Annotated in this window: 16 protein-coding genes; 5 read left to right on the top strand and 11 right to left on the bottom strand. The window is 56.8% G+C overall.

Annotated features, from left to right (window positions below):
* Nucleotides 1-48: 48 nt before the first annotated feature.
* Both ATO67_RS09095 and ATO67_RS09090 read right to left on the bottom strand, forming a co-directional pair.
* Nucleotides 49-1623 carry a hypothetical protein gene (locus ATO67_RS09095; RefSeq protein WP_067647183.1) on the bottom strand — a complete coding sequence of 525 codons (1575 nt, stop codon included), beginning with the start codon at nucleotides 1621-1623 and terminating at the stop codon, nucleotides 49-51.
* Between the two features lie 252 nt (nucleotides 1624-1875).
* The gene (locus ATO67_RS09090) at nucleotides 1876-2502 is read right to left on the bottom strand and encodes a ribonuclease D (protein WP_067647180.1); all 627 of its coding nucleotides are present in this window, start codon (nucleotides 2500-2502) and stop codon (nucleotides 1876-1878) included.
* Between the two features lie 161 nt (nucleotides 2503-2663).
* Between ATO67_RS09090 and ATO67_RS09085 the strand changes: the two genes are divergently transcribed.
* Nucleotides 2664-3233, top strand: coding sequence for a nucleoside 2-deoxyribosyltransferase (locus ATO67_RS09085; RefSeq protein ID WP_067647176.1), 570 nt, complete (start codon nucleotides 2664-2666; stop codon nucleotides 3231-3233).
* A 32-nt stretch (nucleotides 3234-3265) separates the two neighbouring features.
* A complete protein-coding gene (locus ATO67_RS09080; protein ID WP_067647172.1) occupies nucleotides 3266-4027 on the top strand; it encodes an SDR family oxidoreductase in 762 nt (253 codons plus the stop codon).
* Nucleotides 4028-4265: 238 nt separating this feature from the next.
* On the opposite strand, the gene ATO67_RS09075 is transcribed toward ATO67_RS09080, so the two are convergent.
* From ATO67_RS09075 to ATO67_RS09045, 7 genes are all read right to left on the bottom strand, one after another.
* The gene (locus ATO67_RS09075; RefSeq protein ID WP_067647169.1) at nucleotides 4266-5555 is read right to left on the bottom strand and encodes a Gfo/Idh/MocA family protein; all 1290 of its coding nucleotides are present in this window, start codon (nucleotides 5553-5555) and stop codon (nucleotides 4266-4268) included.
* 260 nt (nucleotides 5556-5815) lie between these two features.
* Nucleotides 5816-6865, bottom strand: a complete 1050-nt coding sequence (locus ATO67_RS09070) for a Gfo/Idh/MocA family protein (RefSeq protein WP_067647166.1) — start codon at nucleotides 6863-6865, stop codon at nucleotides 5816-5818.
* A gap of 5 nt (nucleotides 6866-6870) precedes the next feature.
* Nucleotides 6871-7656 carry a ThuA domain-containing protein gene (locus tag ATO67_RS09065; protein WP_067647163.1) on the bottom strand — a complete coding sequence of 262 codons (786 nt, stop codon included), beginning with the start codon at nucleotides 7654-7656 and terminating at the stop codon, nucleotides 6871-6873.
* Between the two features lie 63 nt (nucleotides 7657-7719).
* Nucleotides 7720-8745 (bottom strand): ABC transporter ATP-binding protein, encoded by a 1026-nt coding sequence (locus ATO67_RS09060; RefSeq protein ID WP_067647160.1) that lies wholly within the window; start codon nucleotides 8743-8745, stop codon nucleotides 7720-7722.
* 11 nt (nucleotides 8746-8756) lie between these two features.
* Entirely contained in the window at nucleotides 8757-9590 is an 834-nt protein-coding gene (locus ATO67_RS09055) for a carbohydrate ABC transporter permease (protein ID WP_067647157.1), read from the bottom strand.
* Entirely contained in the window at nucleotides 9587-10561 is a 975-nt protein-coding gene (locus tag ATO67_RS09050) for a carbohydrate ABC transporter permease (RefSeq protein ID WP_067647153.1), read from the bottom strand. The genes ATO67_RS09055 and ATO67_RS09050 overlap by 4 nt, the downstream gene beginning before the upstream one ends.
* Before the next feature lie 67 nt (nucleotides 10562-10628).
* Nucleotides 10629-11894, bottom strand: a complete 1266-nt coding sequence (locus ATO67_RS09045) for an ABC transporter substrate-binding protein (RefSeq protein WP_067647150.1) — start codon at nucleotides 11892-11894, stop codon at nucleotides 10629-10631.
* Between the two features lie 262 nt (nucleotides 11895-12156).
* On the opposite strand from ATO67_RS09045, the gene ATO67_RS09040 reads away from it, so the two are divergent.
* From ATO67_RS09040 to ATO67_RS23260, 3 genes are all read left to right on the top strand, one after another.
* Nucleotides 12157-13173: a substrate-binding domain-containing protein gene (locus ATO67_RS09040; protein WP_067647146.1), complete on the top strand. Its 1017-nt coding sequence runs from the start codon at nucleotides 12157-12159 to the stop codon at nucleotides 13171-13173.
* A gap of 146 nt (nucleotides 13174-13319) precedes the next feature.
* A complete protein-coding gene (locus tag ATO67_RS09035) occupies nucleotides 13320-13514 on the top strand; it encodes a hypothetical protein (RefSeq protein ID WP_067647140.1) in 195 nt (64 codons plus the stop codon).
* A 163-nt stretch (nucleotides 13515-13677) separates the two neighbouring features.
* The gene (locus ATO67_RS23260; protein ID WP_170063892.1) at nucleotides 13678-13836 is read left to right on the top strand and encodes a hypothetical protein; all 159 of its coding nucleotides are present in this window, start codon (nucleotides 13678-13680) and stop codon (nucleotides 13834-13836) included.
* A 3-nt stretch (nucleotides 13837-13839) separates the two neighbouring features.
* Here the strand turns inward: ATO67_RS23260 and ATO67_RS09030 are convergent, their stop codons facing one another.
* Together ATO67_RS09030 and ATO67_RS09025 are read right to left on the bottom strand one after the other, a co-directional pair.
* A complete protein-coding gene (locus ATO67_RS09030; RefSeq protein ID WP_067647137.1) occupies nucleotides 13840-14721 on the bottom strand; it encodes an SMP-30/gluconolactonase/LRE family protein in 882 nt (293 codons plus the stop codon).
* 12 nt (nucleotides 14722-14733) lie between these two features.
* Nucleotides 14734-15453 (bottom strand): FadR/GntR family transcriptional regulator, encoded by a 720-nt coding sequence (locus ATO67_RS09025; RefSeq protein WP_067647134.1) that lies wholly within the window; start codon nucleotides 15451-15453, stop codon nucleotides 14734-14736.
* Nucleotides 15454-15692: the final 239 nt, after the last annotated feature.

Genomic DNA, 15692 nt, shown 5'->3' with positions numbered 1-15692 from the left:
GCCGGAGCGATCCGGCGGGTTTTTCTTTGGGTTCAAAACCAAAAAATATCAGGAAAAACCGCTCATCCTGAGATAATAGGATTCCGCATTGCCAGCCGCGCCATCATCATTGGCACCTTCCGACAGGGAGTGATCGATCACTTCATCATTGGCGGCGGTGCGCTCTTCCTGAGCGGACCCTTGGTCTGCCTGCTCGCCATCTTCACCATTTTCAGCCTCCCCCTCGGAAGAGGGCCAGCGTCCGCGGTGAGGGGTGTCCGATTCGTCCTCGTCCTTGGCAAATGGGTAGGTAACAAAAGGCAGCCCTGTTCCTTCTTTGGAAATGATCGCTGCAACGGCTGCCTGCAAGGCTGGCTGATCCAGTATCGCTGCCTTGATATCCTCGGCGAGTGCAGCTCTTTGGATAGCCGCAATGTCTGGACGCCCATTGGCAAGAGCCGCGTCTTGCGTCTCCGTCTCGACGCTGGGCTGGATAACGGATGGATTCAGAGGCTGCGATTTCACAGCGCGCTCGCTTTCCACATGTGCGCCAGGCAGCAGCATTGCCTCTGGTATCGACCCCTCGCCACGGGACGGCAGCTTTGAAAGAACGACTGCGAGAAGAAGATTTTCCATCTCTTTGGGTGTTGCCCCGGAAAACGCTGCCGTGATGGCTGACATGGACTGGCGGTCGATTGGCTTTACCGGGAATGGTTCCGGCGATTGCTCAAACTCCGCTTGTGGCGGCTGTGCCGCATTCGACCTCTTTAAGACCTCCATCAGTGCGGTCTTGATCATATCGAGTGGAACCCTGCCAATGCCGACCACCGGGTTGGCGTTCGCTGTCTGCGCTTCCGCGGGGACAGAAGACGTTGGCTGCGCAACGTTTTGACCAACCGAAGCTAATGCAGTTTTCGCCGTTATTATGGCATTGGAAAGCGTTGTTATGTCATGTGCCTGAGGCAAGGACGCGCTGACCGCAGCTACGGCCGGTGGTTGCCTGTCGACAGCCAGACTTAACTTTGGTTGAGCCGTGACAGGGTTTTCAGCTCCGATCACCGGCATCGCTTTGTTTGTGGTTGCAGCGGCAGTCGCTGGGGAAGGTGGATTGGTGGCTCTGATCTGGCTGATAACCGGGCTGTCCGGCAGGATGTCCTGCAAATAAGGCGTAATCGATGGCTTCGGCGCACGCGCGGAAACGCTGGAGCGCGACAGCTCGAACATGATCGCCAGTCGCGCGGCTTCAGGCCCTGCGGAGGTTTTCAAGATATTGGCCAGCGCATCGAGACTGATGCCGCGCAGGATGCTGCCCAGCGCTTTTTCTAACGTAGCCTTCTGGTCTGCCGGTAGCGTTTGAATGTTTGCCACGAGGCGGTTTACATAGGCGTCTGCGGCCTCCCCATCCATGCGTGCGATGTTCAACAGCTTTCCAAGCGTTTCTGCGAGAACATTGACGTTATCGGACAGCTGAAGCTCGCCGGAAACAGCGCGAATGCCGGTGCCTGACGCCAGATTGACGACACCCGCCGGTTCTGTCTGCGGTGCTGCTGCCGGCGTGCCGGGGGCCACAACTGCATCCTGACGCGGTGTAGACGTGGAAAGGGGCATATCGACCGCGCTGACGGCGCTGACAGGTGGCAGCATGGTGCGCTCCCTTTTTGGCGACAGGTGTCGGCGGTGGGTGCCAGCACATGTGCCGTTGGATCGACCCGGATGTCGAGTGGGCGATGGTTACGACGCAGATGTTATTCCCGACCACTCATGCGGCGCGGTATTCGGCTCTAACGCCAATACGGACGTCCAGTTGCATGGAAATGCACCGAATCATCTCAGTGAAGAATGGTCTTCAAAGATTAATGATCCGCTAACCATAGCTCTGGTACGCGCCACCCGGCGTCAGCTGTGCGCGAAGATATCCGTATCGTCCCAACCGAGCAGGTCCAGCTTGGATCGGGTCGGCAGGAACGCGAAGCAGGCTTCAGCATGCTCGTAGCGCCCGTCGCGAATGAGGCGTGCGGTCAGCTTGTCACGTAGCGCGTGCAGGTAAAGCACGTCGGAAGCCGCATATTCCAGTTGCGCGGGCGACAGCTTTTCAGCCGCCCAGTCGGAAGACTGTTGCGCCTTGGAGATATCCACCTCCAGCATTTCTTTCAGATTGTCCTTCAACCCGTGTCGGTCCGTATAGGTGCGGCACAAGCGAGAGGCGATCTTGGTGCAGAAGACCGGGTTCGAGGTCACGCCGAATGTGTGGAAAAGAACGGCGATGTCGAACCTGCCATAGTGGAAAATCTTTTGACGCGAGGGATCTTCCAGCATGGCAACGAGGTTCGGGGCCTCTTTTTGTCCAGACGCGATGCGAATGACATCTGCACTTCCGTCACCTGGAGAAAGCTGAACCACGCAAAGCCGGTCGCGGCGCGGAACTAGGCCCAGCGTCTCCGTATCGATGGCGATAGCGCCGGTGTAACGCGCTGCATCACTCAGCGAAATATCGCCTTCATGGTAACGGATCGTTGCGGCCATTCTTGTCTCCACCGGTAAACTGTTGCGGGGGCTATAGCTGATCATGCGTATCAGCGATACGGCTGAGGCTGCTTTTCTGTCCTCTTCGTGGCCTTGCATCGCCACGAACCGAAAGGTTAAGTTGGCCAGAATGTTTCTCTTTTGAAAAGTGCCGCATAGTCATGCCAGTCAAAATTTATCTCGCCGGGCCGGAAGTGTTTTTGTCGAATGCCCGTGCAATGCTCGACGCCAAGGCGGCTCTTGCCCGAGAAGCCGGGTTTATTCCACTTTCCCCCGGTGACCTTGAAATTCCGCCTGCCGACACGAAAATCGGTCACGGCTGCAATATCAATGCGGTTGATGAGCAGATGATGATCGAGGCGGACGCCGTCATTGCCAACCTCACGCCGTTCAGAGGCATCGCTGCCGATACAGGGACGAGTTTTGAGCTTGGTTTCATGTGCGCGCTGGGCAAACCAGTCTTCGCCTATACCAATGTCGCGACCAACCATTTTGACCGCATATTGGGTTATAATGGCGGCATCGCCAACCAGGACGAAACCGGCCGATACAGAGGGCCCGACGGCCTCTCTATCGAAAACTTCGACATGGTCGATAATCTCATGCTGCACGGCGGTATCATCAGACGCGGTGGGATCGTCGTGGTCGGTAATGCGTCTGCTGAAACAGTCTATACCGACCTTGCGGCTTTCAAAGAGTGTCTGGCGCAGGCGGCGAAAGCACTTCTTTAAAAGACAAGATAGACAAAGCGGAGACAGCTATTATGAGCGGAACAATTCTTATCACCGGCGCAACATCAGGCTTCGGAAAAGCGACAGCCAGACTTTTTGCAAAGGATGGCTGGAAGGTCATCGGCACGGGGCGCCGTGCGGATCGCTTGGCGGAGTTGGGAGCGGAGCTCGGGACTGCCTTTCACGGTATGGTGTTCGACATTACCGATGAAGCGGCTATGCGCTCGCAATTCGAAGTGCTTCCCGCCGAATTCAGGGATATCGACGTTCTCGTCAACAATGCTGGCTTGGCGCTCGGCACCGGCCCCGCACCGCAGGTGCCGCTCAAGGATTGGCAAACCATGGTCAACACCAACATCACCGGCCTGCTTAACATCACGCATCACCTGTTGCCGGGGCTGATCGAGCGTCACGGCATGGTCATCAACATGTCGTCGGTCGCAGCCCACTGGCCTTATGCTGGCGGCAACGTCTACGCGGCGACCAAAGCGTTTCTGCGCCAGTTTTCACTGGGACTGCGTTCGGATTTGCATGGCAAGGGCGTCCGCGTGACCTCGATAGAGCCAGGCATGTGCGAAACGGAATTCACCGTCGTGCGTACCGGCGGCAATCAGGAGGCATCCGATAACCTCTACAAGGGCGTAAACCCAATCGTTTCGGAGGATATCGCCAATACGATCCACTGGGTCGCGTCGCAGCCGAAACACATCAACATCAACAGCATCGAAATGATGCCGGTCAACCAATCCTTCGCCGGTTTTCAGGTGCATCGCGATACAGTGACCGCTACATGAGGATGTGATGAAAAACGAGGCAGACATTATTGAGCCATGCAATAATGCATTGCTGCCTTGCGAGACTTGCTCTGTTAAATTTTTTCAGGAGCGTTATATTCAAAACATCGAAGCGACGCACTCCTCCTCCCAGCGTCGCAAGATGTGGATCAGCAGCACTCCTCCTCCCAGTTGCTGATCAAGTTTAAAGCCTGCCGCACCTCCTCCCGCGGCAGGCTTTTTCCTTTTCAGGGTCTTTTCAAATTCGAATGTCGCGTGACTTCAGCATAGACCGGATGTTGACGACAGATCCCGTGTCGATGGAAGCATTGGCTGCAATGCCTGTCAGAATGGACCATGCACCCGAAACATGGTCGGAAGCGCGGTTGAAATGATCAGGCTCCATGGTTTCAGGGGCAAAGATATAGCCCAGCATCACAGGGTCTGCGCCACCGTGATCTCCCGTAGCCTTGGGAACATCAATCATTCTCGGTTTTTCGCCCGCCAGATGCAGTTCGGTCGTGATCGCTTCCTCATCCGCGTGGTCACGTACCCCGCCGAAGACGCCGTGTACCTCGATGTGCTTATGGGTAATTTCGCCCTTCGTGCCCTGAAAGCGAATTTCCAGACCTTCCCAGGGTGAATAGGCCGTCAGTGTATAGTTGGCGGTCACACCGGATGCGTAACGGATATGGGCCTGCATGGTGTCCTCGATGCCGATATCGGCATCGAACACGCAGCGGTCGCGGAAATAACCATCCTCGTCCTCGGCATCCAGATAAAGAGCGCGTAACTGTTCATCGGCGGAGAGATCGAGGCGAAACGCACATCTTTCCGCCACGGGACAGTCTGCGCATCGCGGGCCGTGGTCTTGCAGACCCAGTTCCACCGCTGTTTCCGGTCGGTAAAACGCTCTTTGGCCAGACGCGAACACGTCTGTCGGGGCGGACGCCAGCCACCAGTTGAGAAGGTCGAAGTGATGCGTGGATTTGTGAACCAGCAGCCCCCCGGAATTTTCCTTGTGTCGGTGCCAGCGCCGGAAATAATCCGCGCCATGGACCCGGTCCAGATGCCAGCGGAAGTCCACCGCGGTGACCGTGCCGATGACGCCTGAGGTCAGCATGTCCTTGATCTGCGTGCGGGCAGGGGAATAACGGTAATTGAACGTGACCATGACCTTGCGGCCGGTGCGCGCCTGCGCGTCCACGATCTGTTTCAATCGCGACAGGTCTATCGTCAGCGGCTTTTCGCAAATAACGTCGCAACCGGCCTCGAAAGCTCGAACGATATAGTCGGAATGCAGAAAATCCGGCGTCGCCACGACAACGGTATCGGGCTTCTGCTCAGCTATCAGTTGATCGAAATTTTCCGCTAGATAGGTCGGAACGCCGTTCGTCCCGGGTTTGGATATGGCTTTTGCAGCCTCACCCAATCGGTGAGCGTTGCTGTCGCAAAGTGCTACGATCTCATGCTTGTCAGAGTAGTCTTCGGTAACGGAATCGCGGAACATCTTATGACGTGATCCGCATCCTACGATGGCGATTTTCACTGCACTTCCTTTTACATGACATGATTGTTCGACGCAAAAAGCCGCGCGACCGGCGCGGGCAGACGTCATTGTTAGCTTGGAGAGGAACTGACGCGTGAGCGCATAATGAACCTGCGAACTGATACTATCGCCATTAAAGTCATATTATCATTTCGAGGCAAGCATATTCTCAATGCTGCACCGCACTCATTTGTTCGCGCTTCAAGCAGAAAAGGCGGCCATTGAGGCCGCCTTTTTTCGTTGCTTTTAGAGGACCCAAGTCAGGCCGATACGGCAATCTCGCGTCTCTCCCGGTCGGTGACGATGGAAAGATCCAGCACCTTTTGCAGGTTTGCAGCGTGGCGGAAATTCGGATCGGCCTGTCCGCCCTCCATCACCGCCTTGGCGAATTTCTGATAGTTGGTTTCGACGTCTTCAACTTCGATGTCTCTCCAGACGGCTTTTTCCACGTCTTCACCCAGGCAGCCGCGAAGCGTGGAGTATTCAGGCGTATGGATCACTTCCAGAGCGCCCTTGTCGCCGTGCAGACGAAGGCGTAGCTCGTTCAGGTGGCCGGTTGCCCAGCGGCTGGCGTGGATCACGCCCATTGCCCCGTTTTCGAGTTCGGCTGTCATGGTGAAGCTGTCGTTGGCATCGAGATCATAAACGTCGATCTTGTTGCCCTCGTATTTGTCGAAGGTCTTCAAGCGTGTGAAAATGCGTTCCACATCGCTGCCTGCGCCATAGGAAGCGAAGTCGAGAATGTGGATGCCGACATCGCCCAGCACGCCGTTCGACCCGTGCTTGGTCGACAGACGCCAGAGCCATTTGCTCTCTGTCATCCAGTCGCCCCAGGCCTTGGAAACCAGCCAGCTCTGGAGGTATGATGCCTCCAGATGCCGCAACTTGCCGATCTTGCCATCGGTGACCATCTGCCGCGCAGCCTGCAACGGTGCCACGTTGCGGTAGGTCAGGTTGACCATGGCGACGAGACCGGATTTCTCCGCCGCATCCGCCATTTCGGCGGCCTTCGCATAAGTTTCCGCCAAGGGTTTTTCGCAGAACACGTGCTTGCCTGCGGCCAGCAGCTTGAGCGTGGTCGGGTGGTGGATCGCGTCAGGTGTCACATTGGCGACCGCATCGAATTCGCCCCACGCAATCGCGTCATCCAGCGATGTAAAGGTGGTGCCAATATTGTGGCGCGCCGCAAAGGCCCGCACGATGACGTCGTCCACATCCACAGCGCCAACGAGTTCGACGCCGGAAATCAGTGAGAAATGCATGGCATGGGTGTTGGCCATGCCGCCAGTACCAAGAATAAGAAGTCTCATATCGATTACCTGTAACCTGCTTCGCCAGCCGCGTGGAGTTTCGGACCGCGCTCTTCGATTTTTTCCGGTGCCTTGTCGACCGGTACGTTCGGAGCTTCGTGGATGCTGGTCAGCGCGCCTGCGGGGTTATAGGCCCATTTGACGGAGTTGCTGATCACCTTCTGCACATTGGCATCATGATAGGTCGGATATGTCTCGTGGCCGGGGCGGAAATAGAAAATGTTGCCAGCACCGCGGCGCCATGTCAGGCCGGAGCGGAAGACTTCGCCGCCCTGGAACCAGGAAATGAAGACGGTTTCCAGCGGTTCCGGCACGGAAAACTGTTCGCCGTACATTTCCTCGTTCTCGAGTTCGAAGGACTCCGGCAAGCCTGCTGTAATCGGGTGGCGGGGATTGATGTTCCACAGGCGCTCGCGCTCGCCCGCTTCACGCCACTTCAGCGCGCACGGGGTACCCATCAGCCGCTTGAATGGCTTGGAGAAGTGGCCGGAATGCAGAACGATCAGGCCCATGCCTTCCCAGACACGCTTGGCGACACGCTCGACGATCTCGTCCTGAACGGCACCATGGTCCTTGTGACCCCACCAGACCAGAACATCGGTCTTATCAAGCCGCTCCTGCGATAGCCCGTGTTCAGGCTCCTGAAGCGTAGCGGTGGTGGCATTGATCTCGGGGGTCTTGTTCAAGGCATCGGCAATCGTGGTGTGCATGCCGTTGGGGTAGATCGCGCGAACGGTTTCGTTGACATGCTCGTGGATGTTTTCGCCCCAGACGACGGTATTGATGGTCATATGTATGCTCCTTGATGATCCGGCACTTGAGAGGACTGCCGGTGAAGATGGGTCTCGATTGTATCAGGCGGCGCGAGTTTGGGTTTTCGGCAGAGCGTTCCCTTGCGCGTCGAAACGATGAATGTGCTCTGGCAGCGGCGCGATGGTCAGCTTATGGCCTGTCTGCCGGTTGGAAACGCCATCTTCACGCACAACGACAGGTTCCGCTGCCCCAATGTCCACATAAATGTAACTGTCGGAACCCAGCATTTCCGCATGCACGATGTCGCCCGTCCAGCCATCGGCACCATCTCCGGCAACGATGTGTTCCGGGCGGATGCCGATGGTGTGAGCGCCGTAGGTGTCGGCGTGTTTGCCGGTCAGGAAATTCATCTGCGGCGAGCCGATGAAGCCCGCCACGAAGGTATTGACCGGTGTTTCGTAAAGCTCCAGCGGTGTACCGACCTGTTCCACACGGCCATCACGCAACACGCAAATTCTGTCTGCCAGCGTCATGGCCTCCACCTGATCATGGGTAACATAGATCATTGTCGTGTCAGGCATACTGCGGTTCAATTTGGCTATTTCGAGACGGGTCGCAACGCGCAGTGCGGCATCGAGGTTGGATAGCGGCTCATCGAACAGAAACACCTTTGGATCACGCACGATAGCGCGGCCAATGGCGACGCGCTGGCGCTGTCCGCCGGACAGTTGTTTGGGCAGGCGTTGCAGATAAGGCGTCAGTTGCAGCATCTCTGCTGCCGCCTCGACCCGCTTGCGGCGCTCGTCTTTAGTCGAACCGGCAAGCTTCAGACCAAAGGCCATATTCTCGAAAACCGTCATATGCGGATAGAGCGCATAGGACTGGAACACCATCGCCACGCCACGGTTGGCGGGCGTTAGCCTGTTGACCACTTGGCCTTCGAAGGAAAGTTCCCCGCCGGTAATTTCTTCAAGGCCGCAAATGAGCCGAAGCAGGGTGGACTTGCCGCAACCGGATGGCCCGACGAAGACCATGAACTCACCGGATTTGATCTCCATGTCGATGCCTTTGATGACGTCGAAGGCACCGAAGGATTTAAGGATATCGCGCAATTGTATGCTGGTCATGAATGTATCTCCTAACCTTTGACGCCACCAGCCGTGAGGCCGGAAATGATGCGCCGCTGGAAGATCAGAACGAGGATGACGAGGGGTACGGTAACGATGACGGATGCCGCCATTATCGTTCCCCATGGAATTTCAAATTGAGAGCTGCCTGACAGAAGCGCGATAGCCACCGGCACCGTGCGCTGCTCGTTGGACGAGGTGAAGGTCAAGGCGAACAGGAACTCGTTCCATGCCGCGATGAAGGCCAGCAGCCCCGTCGTCACCAAGGCCGGCCACATCAGAGGCATGAAGACCTGCGTGATGATAACCCATGGCGATGCGCCATCAACTATTGCCGCTTCCTCGATTTCGACAGGCAGATCCCGCATGAAGGTCGTCAAAACCCAGACCGTGAAGGGCAGGGTGAAGATCATGTAGGAAAAGATCAGCGCAAACGGCGTGTTGAAGACGCCAGCCCAGCGGATCAGCTCGAACAGGCCCGCCAGAACCGCAATCTGCGGAAACATCGACACCGAGAGGATCGTCAGCAGCAGCAGCGACCGGCCTCTGAACCGCACACGCGCCAAGGCGTAGGCGGCGGTCACGGCCAGAAACAGTGACAATGCCACGACGCAGGATGCAACCAGCAGGGAATTGCCGAGATTGCGCAGAAAGCTGTCATTGCCCAGCACATCGCCGTAATTGCTGAACGAGATCGATGTCGGCAGATAGTTGATCTCGAACAGTGCCGTTCCGGTTTTGAAGCTCGTCAGGATCGCGTAATAGAACGGAAAGACCGCGATGATGACAATAATGGCGACGAGGGCGTAGAACGCCGTTGTCTTGATAACATCAGAGGCGGTCATCGTGCTCCTCCATCCGTGTTGACCCGGCCCAACCACATGTAGATGACAGTGACGGAGGCGATGATGAGAAACAGCATGGTGGATGCTGCCGCGCCATAAGCGAACTTGTCGAAGTCGAAGAGGTTCTCGCGGGCCAGCACCGACATGGTACGTGTCTGGGCGTTGTTCGGCGTCAGAATGTAGATGAGATCAAAGACGCGCATGGCATCCAGCATGCGGAAAATAACCGCAACCATCAGCGCAGGCCGGATCATCGGAAGCGTGACGCGCCAGAACACCTTGATGGGGTGAATGCCATCCACCTTGGCCGCCTCATACATATCCTTCGGCACCATCTGAAGTCCGGCCAGAATGAGCAGCGCCATGAACGGCGTCGTTTTCCAGACGTCCACGATCAATACCGCCGTCATTGCCGTTTCAGGATTGGCGGTCCAGGCGATCTTTTGCGAGATGAGACCGAGGTTCAGCATCATGTCATTGAGAATGCCGAACTGATCATTCAGCATCCATGCCCACATGCGGGCGGAAACAATGGTCGGAATGGCCCATGGAATAAGAATGGCGGCGCGAACGAGGCCGCGACCCTTGAAATCCGCATTGAGAACAAGCGCCACGATCAGGCCGAAGAGGGTTTCAACCGAAACCGAAATCAGCGTGAATTTCAGCGTGTTCCACACAGCACCCCACCAAGCGGGGTCTGCCAGCAGGCCGCGATAGACCGTGCGGCCGCTGCTGAGTGTGATCCATGAAAGATAGTTCTTCAGGCCGACAAACTGCGCATCGCCAAGACTGGTCAGGGATGCGTCGGTCAGGCTGAACCAGACGGTTCTGACCAAGGGCCAACCGGCAACCAGTGCCAGTGTCAAAAATGTAGGCGCCAGAAACAGCCACGCGGAGCGAAGACGTTCCGATTGTAAATCGGAACCGAGCACTTGCGCTGAGGCAGTTCTGCCTGTGGTTATCTTACTCATATCGTTTCCCACCGTGTTTTAGAGGCGTCAGGTGACCGGTAACGGCCACCTGACGGGTGACGCCGAATTACCAGCTGTCGCCCTTGAGATCGGTGAGTTCGACTTCCAGAAGTTCGAGATTTTCAGCCGCAGTGCCGGTGCCGGACAGCGTGTTGTGTACGGCGCCCCAGAACTTTGCCGAAACCTCGTTGTATTTCACCTTGGTTGCCGCTGATGGGCGCGGCACGGCGGTTTCGAAGATCGGCTTCCACAGCGGCATGAATGGCTGTGCTGCAGCGACATCCTTGTCGTCGTAGAGGGCCGCGATCGTCGGCATGTTGGAAAGTTCGACGGCCCGCTTCTTCTGCGTTTCTTCCGACCCTAGGAATTTCACCAGCGCGATAGCTGCTTCCTGGTTCTTGGAGTATTTGGAGACGGCCGCATTCCAACCGCCCAATGTCGAAGCCGCTGTTTCGCCTTCAGTGCCCGCAGGCAAAGGCACGACGCCGAACTTGCCCTTGATGGCGCTATCACCACCATTGCCAAGCGCGTAGACGTAGGTCCAGTTGCGCATGAACACGGAGTTGCCTGTCTGCCAGACGCCGCGCGCTTCCTCTTCCTTGTAGGCAAGCGCGCCCTGTGGCGAGATGGTGCCGATCCAGCTCTTGGCCATCTCGAGGGCAGCGGCAGCCTTCTCATTGTTGATGCTGATGTCGCCATTGGTCTCGACGATGTGGCCACCGCCAGCAGATGCGATCCATTCCAGCGCGTTGCAGGTCAGCCCCTCATAGGCGCTTCCCTGAAACACGAAGCCCCACATGTCCTTCTGTCCGGCCGTGCGCTCCTTGTCCTGAACCTCGTTGGCGGTTTCTGCCAGTTCCTTCCAGGTCTTGGGCGGCTGTTTGCCGTATTTCTCCAGCAAATCCTTGCGGTAGAACAGGGCCGGGGCGTCCGTGTACATAGGCATGGCAACCAGCTTGCCATCCACCGTCTGCGACGCGATGACGGACGGGAAGTGCTTGGAAACGACATCCTTGGCAGCCTCGGTCAGATCGACGAACTGCTCTGCCAGTTGCGGTGCCCAGACCACGTCGGTCTGGTAGACATCGACGTCTGTGTTGCCAGCCGCGAGCCACAGGCGGTACTGGCTGAATTGCTCGCTGGACGATGGCGGCATGGTGACGAGTTTCACCTTGTGGCCACTCTGCTTTTCGAACTCCACCAGTTGCTCGCGGATGAAATTCAGGTTTTTGCCCGTTGAATTCGCGGCCATCGAAATTTCCGCAGCCTGCGCGGCAAAGCCCGTAGCCATCATGCTGCCGCACAGCAACAAAACTTTTATAGAAACATTCATTGTCAAAACTCCTCCATGGCGCATTCAATCATCCTCTGAATTGAAAACGCTTTCGACTTCGGAAAGCTGTCAAATTAGCGCCTATGTGTCAATAGGGGCAAAGTTGAAACGATACGGACGGATTATTCGTCTCGTTTTAGATGAAACGATGCAGCGAGTATCTGTATCGCGCCGATTGTGATAAAGATTTGAAATCGATTTCAATTTTATTGGCTTGAAACTTTGCTCTGATCGAAGCATTCAGAAAGAAACGGCGGGGCCTATGAAACTCAAGGAATTTGCAGAAAAAGTGGGTTTGTCACCCACCACCGTCAGTCGGGCGCTGGGCGGCTACCCCGAGGTGCGGCAGGAAACCCGCGACCGGGTCACGGAAGCCGCCCGCAAACTCGGCTACCGGCCGAATGCGAATGCCGTACGTCTTGTCACGGGCAGGGCAGGTGCCATCGGCGTCGTCATGGGCCGAAGCGGTGGCGGGCATTTTTTCTCGGAATTCATGGGCGGTATGGCCAGCCGCCTGGAGGGCGAGGATACGGATATCCTCGTCAGCGTGACCACAGACAACGATCTCGACGAGGAACTCAGCATCTTCAGCCGCTTGGCGCAGAGCGGCCGCGTCGATGGTATCATCATTCACTCGCCGCGCCCTGATGATGAGCGTATCGCGCTCCTGCATAAACTCGGCGTCCCCTTCATGGTTCACGGGCGCTCTGCCACGAAGTGCGAACATGCGTGGCTGGATATCGACAACCATTCCGTGGCCTATCTGTCCACCGTGCATCTGCTTGAACGTGGCCATCGCAGCATCGCCTTCATCAACGGCCCCAAGGGCAGAACCTTCGTCATCGATCGCGAAAACGGCTATCGCGACGCTCTGGAGACGATGAATATCGTAGCCGATCCGCGCATGATGTTGTCGTCACCCTTCAGCGAGGAAACGGCATTTCAATTCGCTCGTTCCCTGCTGGAAAAAAGCCCGCGTCCCACGGCCTTTGTTGCTGGTGCCATGATGACGGCGCAGGGCGTCTACCGCGCCGCGAGCCAGCTTGGTCTCGTCATCGGCAAGGATGTGTCCGTCATCGCGCATGATGACGTCTTCCCCTATCTGACGCCTGAAAGCATGCTGCCATCGCTTTCCACGACCCGTTCTCCCCAGCGCATGGCAGGGGAAAGGGTGACGGATTTGCTGTTGCAGATCATTGCAGGCCGCCCGGTAACGGAGTGTCAGGAACTTTGGCCCGTCGATCTGGTTCTGCGGCAATCGTCTGGTCCAGTAAAATGACTTTATTTTAACGATGCGCTGTAACGGATTGTCAAAAAACCGTGTTGTATTATTGGTTTGATCTACAAAGGTTGTTTCGCTTTTCTGGGAGGGAACAGGGACGCAACTGACGCGTTAACAAATTAACATTGGAGTGGGAGGAAGCCATGTTCGATTTTTTGAAAACAGCGCAGAATACTGTCGTGGTAGAGGAAGAAACCGGCACCTATGCCGACGCTCTTCTGCAAATGCCCGACATGCAGGTTGGCCGCATGGTCGCCCGCGAATATGGCCACGAATCCCATACCCGCGACTATGGTGATCGCCGCGAAGTTGCCAGGAACTCCCTCGGCTTCGCCTGATCCGAAACCATCTGGAACTCTGACGGGCCAGATACGTTTACCCCATGATACCCGCGAGGCGGGCGACATCAAATCTGAATGGACCAAACCGGCGAACGAAAGTGGACCGAACGGCGATTTCGAAAAAGATGTTGCCCGCCGATTTCATGATTAGGAGACGTCCATGACTGTCATCCCTGTTGAACCCGTTCCGGGACAGGTTCCACCCCTTACACCGCAGCCCGATGTTCCACCGGTCAAAGAGCCAGAACCCGATGGCCTGCCGGATGATTTGCCGCTTCCCAATCCCGATGAGAACGATGACGTTCCACGCGTGCTGTAAAGGTTAAAGGGCAAACCGGCTGACGAGCGCGCCAGCGACTGGAGCTTTAAATGAAATGACGGTACCGGCCACGCTGGTGCCGTCATTTTCCGTTGTAAGGCTCGTCAGATAGAGCGTTTTTAAATCCGGCCCACCGAAACAGGGCATGGTCGGACCCTTGAACGGAAATGTGTAAATTTCCACGATGTGGCCCTTTGGCGAGAACCGATTCAGACGACCCGCCTGAACGCCTGCGCTCCAGTAAAAACCCTCGCTATCCGTTGCCGCTCCATCCGGCCTTCCTTCGCCAGGCGCGAAGTCGTGCAGCCGTTGCGCGGGTCCCAATTGCCCGGTCTGCGGATCGAAATCGAACGCTTGCAGCAGCAACCCGCTGCTATCGGAATGATACATCCGCCTGCCATCCGGGCTCCAGGCGAGACCGTTCGAGGTCAACATGTCGCCGTCGATCACACACGTGAAGTCGCCGTTTGGCCCAACGCGGTAAAGACGGGCATTGCCGGTCTGAGGCACGGCCTCGTCTCGCGTTCCTACCCAGAAATGGCCATCCGGCCCGATCTTGCCGTCATTGAGACGGCTGTCAGGACGCCCACCGTCAGGGTCGCAAAGAAGGTCCAGCTTTCCCGTTGCCGGATCAAGCAGATGCACACCGGTCTTCAGGCCAACCACGACCAGACCGTTTTCGCAAAGACCAAGACATCCGACAGGGGCTGGCATGTCGAAGCGGTCGAGATGTCCGGACTGGTCGAGACGAAACACCGCAGGCGCCAGAATATCGACAAACCAAAGAGTGCCCGTACGGTCATCCCAAACCGGCGATTCGCCCACCTTGAGAGGGACATCGATCAATTGATTGAACGTTGGTTCAATGATGCGCGGTTGGGTCATTTGCAATCTACCTCAGCTTCCCACGCCTTCGAACATCCGGGCGCGGGCTTTCAGAACATGGTTTTTCATAGCATCATGCGCAGCCCGTTCGCGCCGTGCGAAAATCGCCTCCACGATTGCCGTGTGCTCGTCCTGCACATTGCGCACCCGCTGCGGCGTCCGCTTCAGGCTGAGGCTTCGCGTCACGGATTGTCCGATGGAAAAATGCGGCTTGAACCAGGCCCGGACAGTGATGTGAAACTGGTTCTGGCTGGCCATGGCAATGGCTTCATGCAGCGCGAAATCTTCGTCCGCGCCGAGATCGCCGCTCTCAAGACAGGATTCCAAGGCGATAATGGCCTGTTCGATGCGTGCTCTGTCGGCAGTCTGCCAATTGCGCGCTGCCAGTTCCGCAGCAGATGCTTCCAGCCCGGATCGGAACTCGAAAAAGCGCTGAACGTCGGCCAGCGATCCCACCGGGATTTGCTGCAAAACCGACGAATCAGGCTGTTGACGAACATAGGAGCCCGAGCCCTTGAGCGATACGATCAGATCGTCATTGCGCAACCGTTCCAGCGCTTCACGCACAACCGGTCGTGATGCACCAAACAGCAGAGCGAGGTTTTGTTCGGAAGGCAGGCGTTCGTTGACCGGAAACCGCCCGTCGGAAATCATCCCGACGATCTTTTCATAAATGATGTCGCTGAAACGGGTGTCGCTTCGGGAAGGAGCAGATGTCGCCAGATTATCCATCAGCGCGCCTTTTTGGGTTGCAAACCGCTGAGTTTGTTATGTTTTTAAGGTTGGTGCGGATCGAAACGAAGAGTTGCACGAAGCCTCGGTGGAGCCCCGCAAGTGACCCATCAATAAAAAATCTGTAAAAATCTGTCAATACTTGTAATCATCTGAAAACGCCCATATGGTCTGCGTGCCGATGGAGGATTGGCATGCTGGCTGACCGGGAGGGTCGTTGCGACGGGGCGAAAGCTCTG

The organism is Agrobacterium bohemicum (assembly GCF_001562555.1).
Classification (GTDB): domain Bacteria; phylum Pseudomonadota; class Alphaproteobacteria; order Rhizobiales; family Rhizobiaceae; genus Agrobacterium; species Agrobacterium bohemicum.
This window is presented reverse-complemented; position numbering and strand designations above follow the sequence as displayed.